General features: G+C 69.7%; 7 protein-coding genes and 3 pseudogenes. 5 read left to right on the top strand and 5 right to left on the bottom strand.

Translation table 11 applies throughout. The features are described 5' to 3' along the window. The first annotated feature begins 55 nt into the window (after positions 1 to 55). Complete coding sequence (locus ABR571_RS18195; RefSeq protein ID WP_409454625.1) at positions 56 to 406, top strand: winged helix-turn-helix domain-containing protein; 351 nt, start codon at positions 56 to 58, stop codon at positions 404 to 406. On the opposite strand, the gene ABR571_RS18200 is transcribed toward ABR571_RS18195, so the two are convergent. Further along, positions 403 to 1,101, bottom strand: coding sequence for an ABC transporter permease (locus ABR571_RS18200; protein ID WP_409454626.1), 699 nt, complete (start codon positions 1,099 to 1,101; stop codon positions 403 to 405). The two genes, ABR571_RS18195 and ABR571_RS18200, sit on opposite strands and share 4 nt — an antisense overlap. Beyond that, a pseudogene (locus tag ABR571_RS18205) lies at positions 1,098 to 2,049 on the bottom strand (ATP-binding cassette domain-containing protein). Before ABR571_RS18205 ends, ABR571_RS18200 begins: the two are co-directional and overlap by 4 nt. A gap of 107 nt (positions 2,050 to 2,156) precedes the next feature. On the opposite strand from ABR571_RS18205, the gene ABR571_RS18210 reads away from it, so the two are divergent. Beyond that, positions 2,157 to 3,128 (top strand): YihY/virulence factor BrkB family protein, encoded by a 972-nt coding sequence (locus tag ABR571_RS18210; protein ID WP_409454627.1) that lies wholly within the window; start codon positions 2,157 to 2,159, stop codon positions 3,126 to 3,128. 40 nt (positions 3,129 to 3,168) lie between these two features. On the opposite strand, the gene ABR571_RS18215 is transcribed toward ABR571_RS18210, so the two are convergent. After that, complete coding sequence (locus ABR571_RS18215) at positions 3,169 to 4,047, bottom strand: MerR family transcriptional regulator (RefSeq protein WP_409454628.1); 879 nt, start codon at positions 4,045 to 4,047, stop codon at positions 3,169 to 3,171. A gap of 104 nt (positions 4,048 to 4,151) precedes the next feature. Here ABR571_RS18215 and rph point away from each other — a divergent pair, with 104 nt between their 5' ends. The 3 genes and pseudogenes from rph to ABR571_RS18230 form a co-directional block, all read left to right on the top strand. Beyond that, positions 4,152 to 4,874 carry a ribonuclease PH gene (gene rph / locus ABR571_RS18220; RefSeq protein ID WP_409454629.1) on the top strand — a complete coding sequence of 241 codons (723 nt, stop codon included), beginning with the start codon at positions 4,152 to 4,154 and terminating at the stop codon, positions 4,872 to 4,874. After that, on the top strand, positions 4,871 to 5,464 hold the full coding sequence (rdgB, locus tag ABR571_RS18225; RefSeq protein WP_409454630.1) for an RdgB/HAM1 family non-canonical purine NTP pyrophosphatase: 594 nt from the start codon (positions 4,871 to 4,873) through the stop codon (positions 5,462 to 5,464). Before rph ends, rdgB begins: the two co-directional genes overlap by 4 nt. A 32-nt stretch (positions 5,465 to 5,496) precedes the next feature. Continuing rightward, positions 5,497 to 5,602, top strand: a pseudogene (locus tag ABR571_RS18230) (2Fe-2S iron-sulfur cluster-binding protein); the annotation flags it as partial. Between the two features lie 40 nt (positions 5,603 to 5,642). Here ABR571_RS18230 and ABR571_RS18235 read toward each other — a convergent pair. Together ABR571_RS18235 and ABR571_RS18240 are read right to left on the bottom strand one after the other, a co-directional pair. After that, positions 5,643 to 6,437 (bottom strand): class F sortase, encoded by a 795-nt coding sequence (locus ABR571_RS18235; protein ID WP_409454631.1) that lies wholly within the window; start codon positions 6,435 to 6,437, stop codon positions 5,643 to 5,645. Continuing rightward, a pseudogene (locus tag ABR571_RS18240) lies at positions 6,427 to 7,052 on the bottom strand (hypothetical protein); the annotation flags it as partial. The pseudogene ABR571_RS18240 and the gene ABR571_RS18235, both read right to left, overlap by 11 nt.

The following is a 7,052-nucleotide window of genomic DNA, read 5'->3' on the forward strand; positions in this document are numbered from 1 at the left end:
GGCCGTGGATCTTGCAACGAGCGGAAGGGGGCGCGGCCCGTGGGACAGTGGACCCGTGCAGATCGCGGTGCTCGGCCCTCTCGAGGTCCGTGACGACGCAGGGGTGCCGGTCGACGTCGCGGGCACCCGCGTGCGCACGCTGCTCGCCCGCCTGGCCCTCGACGCGGGACGGCCGGTCGGCTTGGGGGTGCTGGTCGACACGGTCTGGGGGGACCGGCCGCCGGCCGACGAGACGAACGCGCTGCAGACTCTGGTGTCGCGGCTGCGGCGAGCTCTGGGCGACGCGGGCGCGGTCCTGCAATCGCAGGCGGGATACCGCCTGGTCATCGACGCAGCCGAGGTCGACGCCCACCGGTTCGAGCGATTGGCCGGCGACGGCGCCGCTGCCCTACGCGCCGCCGACTAGTTCGCCGGGGACACCGAGCTGGCCGAGCGTTTTGCCGCCGAGTCGATAGCGGCCGATGACGAGCTGCCGAAGGACAGCGGGAAGATCAACAGGAACATGATCCCCTGGACGCTGCCGGGCGTGCGGGCCTTGAGGCCGACCCACAGTGACAACCAGCAGAAGCAGAGCGCGAAGCCGATCGCCAGCGCGACCGCACCGAGCAGGGCGAGCGCGTTCGTTTCGATGCGGAACCCGATCGCGCTGCCGAAGCCCAGGAACATGACGCACAGGATCAGGTACCGCATGAAGTCGGCGACCACGGCTCCGACCAGAGGCACCGTACGGGCGATCGGCAAGGACCGGAATCGGTCGAAGACGCCCTTCTCGATGTCGGCGTTCATGTTCTGGCCGAGGGCGATGCTGCCCATCGCAATGCCCTGCCCCAGCAGGCCGGGAAGCAGGAACTGCAGATACTCGTGCCGCGAACATCCACCGATCGCGCCGCCGAAGACGTACACGAAGAGCAGCAGGAAGATGATCGGTTGGATGGTCACGTCGATCAGCTGCTCGGGCGTCCTGGTCGTCTTCACCAGGTTGCGCTTGGCCAGGACGAGTGCATGAAGGACGTTGCGGCGCATCGAGGTGTGCGGGGTGATCGCGGCCGCTGCCGGCAGTTCGCCCGGCGGGGCCGCTTTGGTCAGGGTGGGGGCGGTCATGCTGCGTCCTCCTCGGACTCCACGCGCTGGCCGGTGATCGTGAAGAACACTTCGTCCAGGCTGGGCAGGTGCAAAGACAGTTCGGTGACGCTGATGCCGGCGGCGTTGAGCCGCTCGATTGCGGCGCCGAGGGCCTGGTCGCCGTCGACGGCGACGCTCACGGCGTCACGTCCACTGCGCTCGATCGGTTTGGCGCTGACGGTGGCGAGTACGGCGCGGACGTCGTCGAGCCGGTCGGGTTCGCTCGGGCGCACGGTGAGCCGCTGGCCGCCGATCTCGCGTTTGAGTCCGAGCGGCGTGTCGTGGGCGATCACCCGCCCGCGGTCGATCACGGTGATTTCGTCGGCGAGCGCATCGGTCTCTTCCAGGTACTGCGTCGTCAGCAGCACCGTCGAGCCGTCGGTGACGAGGCGCCCCACGACGTCCCACATCGCTTCGCGCCGGGCCGGGTCCAACCCCGTCGTCGGCTCGTCGAGGAACACGATCGCCGGCCGGCCGACGAGTGACGCGGCCAGGTCGAGCCGGCGCCGCATGCCGCCGGAGTACGTCTTCGAGACGCGGTCCGCCGCTTCCTCCAGTTCGAAAGTCGAGCAACTCCTGGGCTCGCAGCTTGGCGTCACGAGTGGACAGGTCGAGCAACTGGCCGATCATGACCAGGTTCTGCATGCCGGTCAGGTCCTCGTCGACCGAGGCGAACTGACCAGTCAGCCCGATGTGCTGGCGGACCTGTTGCGGGTGGGTGGCCACGTCGAAGCCGGCCACGGTGGCCCGCCCGGAACCGGCCCGGAGCAGGGTCGCCAGAATCCGGACCGCCGTGGTCTTGCCGGCGCCGTTGGGCCCGAGCACGCCGAGGACGGACCCTTCCCGGGCGGCGAGGTCGATGCCGGCGAGTGCGTGGGTGTCGCCGAAGCGCTTGGTGATGCCTTCGGCTTCGATTGCGTATGTCATGCCGGCAACTCTCGCGCGGGCTGCTGGCAACCGGCGTGCACGTCACTGGCGTCGCCTGGCAGGGAATGCTGCTCGATACCGGCGACCCTATGAACGGAGAGTGCACGATGGCGTTCGCGCAGCGGCTCGACCGCTTCCAACGCACCCATCCCAGGGCCGGGCTGCCGATCGCCGTCGTCTACAAGTTCGCCGACGATCAGGGCAACTACCTGGCCGCGCTGATCACCTACTACGGCTTCCTGTCGATCTTCCCGCTGCTCCTGCTGTCCTCGACCATCCTCAACTTCGTGCTCGAGGGGGATCCCGGGCTGCAGCGGCGGGTGCTCGACTCGGCGGTCGGCCAGCTTCCCGTCGTCGGCACCCAGTTGTCCGATCCGCACGGGATGAGCGGCAGCGGGGTCGGGCTCGCCATCGGCATCATCGGCACCCTGTACGGCGGGCTCGGGGTGGCCCAGGCGGCCCAGAACGCGATGAACACGATCTGGCGCGTGCCCCGCAACAGCCGGCCCAATCCGCTGGCCAGCCGGCTGCGCAGCCTGGCGCTGCTCTGCGTCGTCGGCGTGGCGGTGCTGGGCACGACCGCCCTGGCCGCCCTGGGCAGCATCTTCCACGGGTTCGGCCTCACTACCAAGATCGTCATCGGCGTGGTGACGTTCGCCCTCAACGCAGCCGTGTTCACGGTCGCCTTCCGCATCGCGACGTCCCGGCCGATCAGCCTGCGCCAGACCGTTCCGGGGGCGGTTGCGGCCGCGCTGCTCTGGCAGGTGCTCCAGTACGTCGGCGCCATCTACGTCGGGCATGTGGTGAACCACGCAACCGAGACCAACGGCGTCTTCGCCCTGGTCCTCGGGTTGATCGCCTGGCTCTACCTCGAGTCAGTCATCGTCGTGCTGGCCGTCGAGTACAACACCGTGCGCTCACTCGGTCTGTACCCCAGGGCGCTCATGACGCCGTTCACCGATGACGTCGACCTCACCCCGGCCGACGAAGCGAGCTACACCCAGCAGGCCGAAGCCGCACGGGCCAAGGGCTTCGAGGACATCACGGTCGATTTCGATCAAGCTCCCGACGCCACATGAGGCCGTCCGCGCGACGAGCGCGCGTCACGCGACTATCCGGTCAGCTCGACCAGGCCCGCGCCGCGTTGACCGCCGCCGGCAGGTCGGGGAGGTGCACGACGGAGCGGGGCAGCCGCCGTGACAGCCACCCCGGCCCAGCGGCACCCACGAACGGCACGCGGTTCACCACGCTGTCCAACAGCGCCTCGTCGCTGGTGTCCCGGCTGCGCGCCCACAACACGAGCACATCCGGCCGGATGTCCTCGACCGCCGCATGCACGGCAACGGCGGGCAGCATCTCCAGGACCACACTGCCGATCCGGTGATCAGCCAGCGCGGCGGCCAGCGCATCCAGCGGCAGCGCGTGGGCCTCCGCCGGCGTCGCCGCAGCCAGCAACCGGGGCCGCGCGGACGCGTCGGTCCGCCGCATCGTGTGGCGGACGAGCGCGGCCCGGATTGCCGAAGCGCCGACGTGCTCGCGTTCGACGCCCTCGCCGGTGCTCTCCCAGTGCTCGCCGGCGGATTGCAGATGGGGCGTGAAGACGTCGGTCCACGCCGCGATCACGCCCATCCGGTCGATGATCCTGGCCGCCACGCCGGCGGCTCCCGCCGCATCCAGCCGCTCGACGGCCAGCTTGAACTGGTGCGCCAGCTTCTCCGTACCCGCGGGCGCCGGAGCAGGCCGCGTCCCGCGACCGTCGGTGGTCGCGATCGCGGCCGCACTGGCCGTGGGCATACCGGTGTCGACCAGCTGCCGCAGTCTCTGCAGGGCCGCGAGGTCGGCCGCGGTGTAGCGCCGGTGCCCCCCGGCGGTGCGTGCACTCGGCTGGAGGCCGTAACGACGTTCCCAGGTGCGCAGCGTCGACGTCGCCACGCCGATGCGGCGGGCGGCGTCGGCCACCGATACACCGGACGCCTCCGCCGCTGAGTCGGATCGCACGGGTTGCACTCCTCCAGTGTCTCGACCGGCGCCGCGCTCGGGTAGGGCGGGTCGCACCGGGAGCACCCCGGAGTCCTGTCCGGCACCGTCGATAAGGTCGGAAGATGCCTCGCCCCGACGGTCGCGCCAACGACCAGCTTCGTCCCGTCACCATCACGCGTAACTGGCAGGCGTATGCCGAAGGTTCCGCGCTGGTCGAGTTCGGCGACACGAAGGTCCTCTGTGCCGCTTCGGTTCAGCAGGGCGTACCGCGTTGGCGCAAGGGCAGCGGCCTCGGTTGGGTGACGGCCGAGTACGCAATGCTTCCGCGCGCCACGCTCACCCGCAACGACCGTGAGTCGGTCAAGGGCAAGATCGGCGGCCGCACGCACGAGATCTCGCGGCTCGTCGGCCGATCCCTTCGGGCGGCGATCGACCTCTCGGCGCTCGGCGAGAATTCGGTCTCGATCGACTGCGACGTCCTGCAGGCCGACGGCGGCACGCGGACCGCGGCCATCACCGGCGCGTACGTCGCGCTCGCCGACGCCGTGTCCTGGCTCGCCGCGAAGGGGGCGTTGGCCCGTCCGGAACCTCTGACCCGGTCGATCTCGGCCGTCTCGGTCGGCGTCATCGACGGCGAGCCGCGCCTCGACCTGATGTACGAAGAGGACGTCCGCGCCGAAACCGACATGAACGTCGTCATCACCGGCGGCGGCGAGTTCGTCGAGGTCCAGGGCACCGCCGAGGGGGTCCCCTTCCGGCGCGACGAGCTGGACTCTTTGCTGGATCTCGCGGTCGCGGGCTGTGCCGAACTCAGCCGCATCCAGACGGAGGTCCTGCAGGGGTGAAGATCCTGCTCGCCAGCCGCAACCCGAAGAAGCTGGCCGAACTGCGCCGCATCCTGGTGCCCGCGCTGCCTGACGTCGAAGTTCTCGGACTCGACGACGTCGAGCCCTACGACGAGGTGCCCGAGAGCGGGGCCACGTTCGCCGAGAACGCGCTCATCAAGGCGCGGGAGGGGCACCGGCACACCGGTCTGCCCACCGTCGCCGACGACTCCGGCCTCACCGTCGACGCGCTCAACGGCATGCCGGGGGTGTTGTCGGCGCGCTGGGCGGGCAGCCACGGCGACGACGAGGCCAACCTGCGGTTACTGCTCGATCAGCTCGGCGATGTTCCGGATGAGCGGCTGGGTGCCGCGTTCGTCTGCGCGGTTGCCTACGTCGACGATGCGGGCGAGATCCTGACCGATGGGACGATGCTCGGGCGCATCGTGCGGCAACCACGCGGGACCAACGGCTTCGGCTATGACCCGATCTTCGCCCCGGCCGGCTACGAGCGCACCAGCGCCGAGCTGTCGGTCGAGGAGAAGGACGCGATCAGCCATCGCGGGCAATCGCTGAGGGCACTCGCTGAGCGGCTCGTTTCGCGGGTGTGAGGCCAGCGGCGTTTGGTCGAGTTCGCACCTGTCTGCCGGCAACTGTCGGCGAGGAGCACCCAATGCAAGAGGCCTGGCTCGATATCGACGTGCCGCAGTGCGGCTACTGCCAACCGGGTCAGATAATGGCGGCCGTGACCAAGTGGAAGAAAGCGCCGCCAATATGTGAGGCGGGCGTTCAATTCACCGGCAGCGCGTACAAGAACACATTGTCCTCGTACTCGCCGGTGAACTCGTCGAACGCGCCGCCGCACGAGACCAGCAGCAGCCGGCCGGACGGCTTGTCGCTCGGCCCGTAAACCTTGCTCTGGTCGTAGAGGGTCTTGCGCAAGTTGGCGTCGCGCGCGAGCTGTTCCTTGGTGTACTCACGGCCGGCGATGATGCGGTAGGTGAAGACGCGCGAGTCCCGCATACGCACGGTGAACGTCTTGCCGATTGCGTTCTTCGCGTACTCGGCGAGGTCGGACAGCGCGCCGATCACCAGCCGACCGTTGATGACGTAGTTGACGTGGCTGGTGAGGATCGTGGTGCCGCGCGCGCTGCCCGGTGCGGCATCGTCCTTGGCCCAGCTGACCGTGGTCGGGTCGTCGGGCACGTGCAGGGTCCGATCGGCGTTCAAGCCGTTGGCGGTCACCCGCGCATGCACGCCGTTCGGGTGGCTGGCGGTGCTGATGGGGATGTCGAGCGCGACGGGCACGCCCGGTCGGCGGGCGATCTGCTCAGCCCGCACGGCGGCGGCCAGCGCGGCCCGGTCAGCCGCGGACAAGCCCGCCGAGCCCGCGCCGACACTCGGCGCCTGGGTGTTGTCCGGCTTGGTGCCGGCAATCGCCGCTGGTAGAGCACCGGAACTCGCACGCGGACCGGAGCCGGTCCGCGGTCCTGTCTCACGGGCGATGATGACGCCGGTGAGCAGGACCGCGGCCGACCCCAGAACGATCAGTGCTCGTCGAACGCGGTCTTTCTCAGTGCGCACGGCCCCTGGAGGGTCGCAGGCCGAACACGAGACCGGCGGCACCGCCGAGCAGCATTAGCAGGATGCCCCACGCCCTCAGCCCGGCGTTGCTGTCGGTGGTGTGCAGACCGGCATTGACACCGGCCGGGATCGGCCCCTGGGCCTGACCGGCAGGCGCACCGCCGCCACCGTTGTTGACCACCTGGGTCACGACTCCGCCAGGTGCCGTGATGGTCTTGGTGACGCCCGGGTTGCTGACCGTCTTGGTGGTGGGCGGCGGCGGCGGTGGCACTGTGCTCGAAGAGGATCCGCCGCCGCCGGGGAGCGTGGCGGGGCACTCGGGCGCCGGCTCGCCGTTCTGGCCGCCGCCAGGTCCGGTGTTGTCCAACCCAATCACCAAGGACAGATCCTGAGCGTCACCGAACTGGTCTCCCACGGCGGCACCGCCCGGAATGGCAACAGAGATGGGGTTGTTACCGGTCTGAAGAACCTCCCCGCCGCCCGGCGTGGTCGTGTACTTGCAGACGAAGTACTTCTGCTGGCCTTCTGCGCCGGCGCTCGGAGCGCTGACCGCACTCAGCAGCATGATGCCGCCGGCAAGGGCCGTCGCACCGGCAACAGCGAGGGCCGAACGGC

The organism is Jatrophihabitans sp. (genome assembly GCF_046262535.1).
Classification (GTDB): domain Bacteria; phylum Actinomycetota; class Actinomycetes; order Mycobacteriales; family Jatrophihabitantaceae; genus Jatrophihabitans.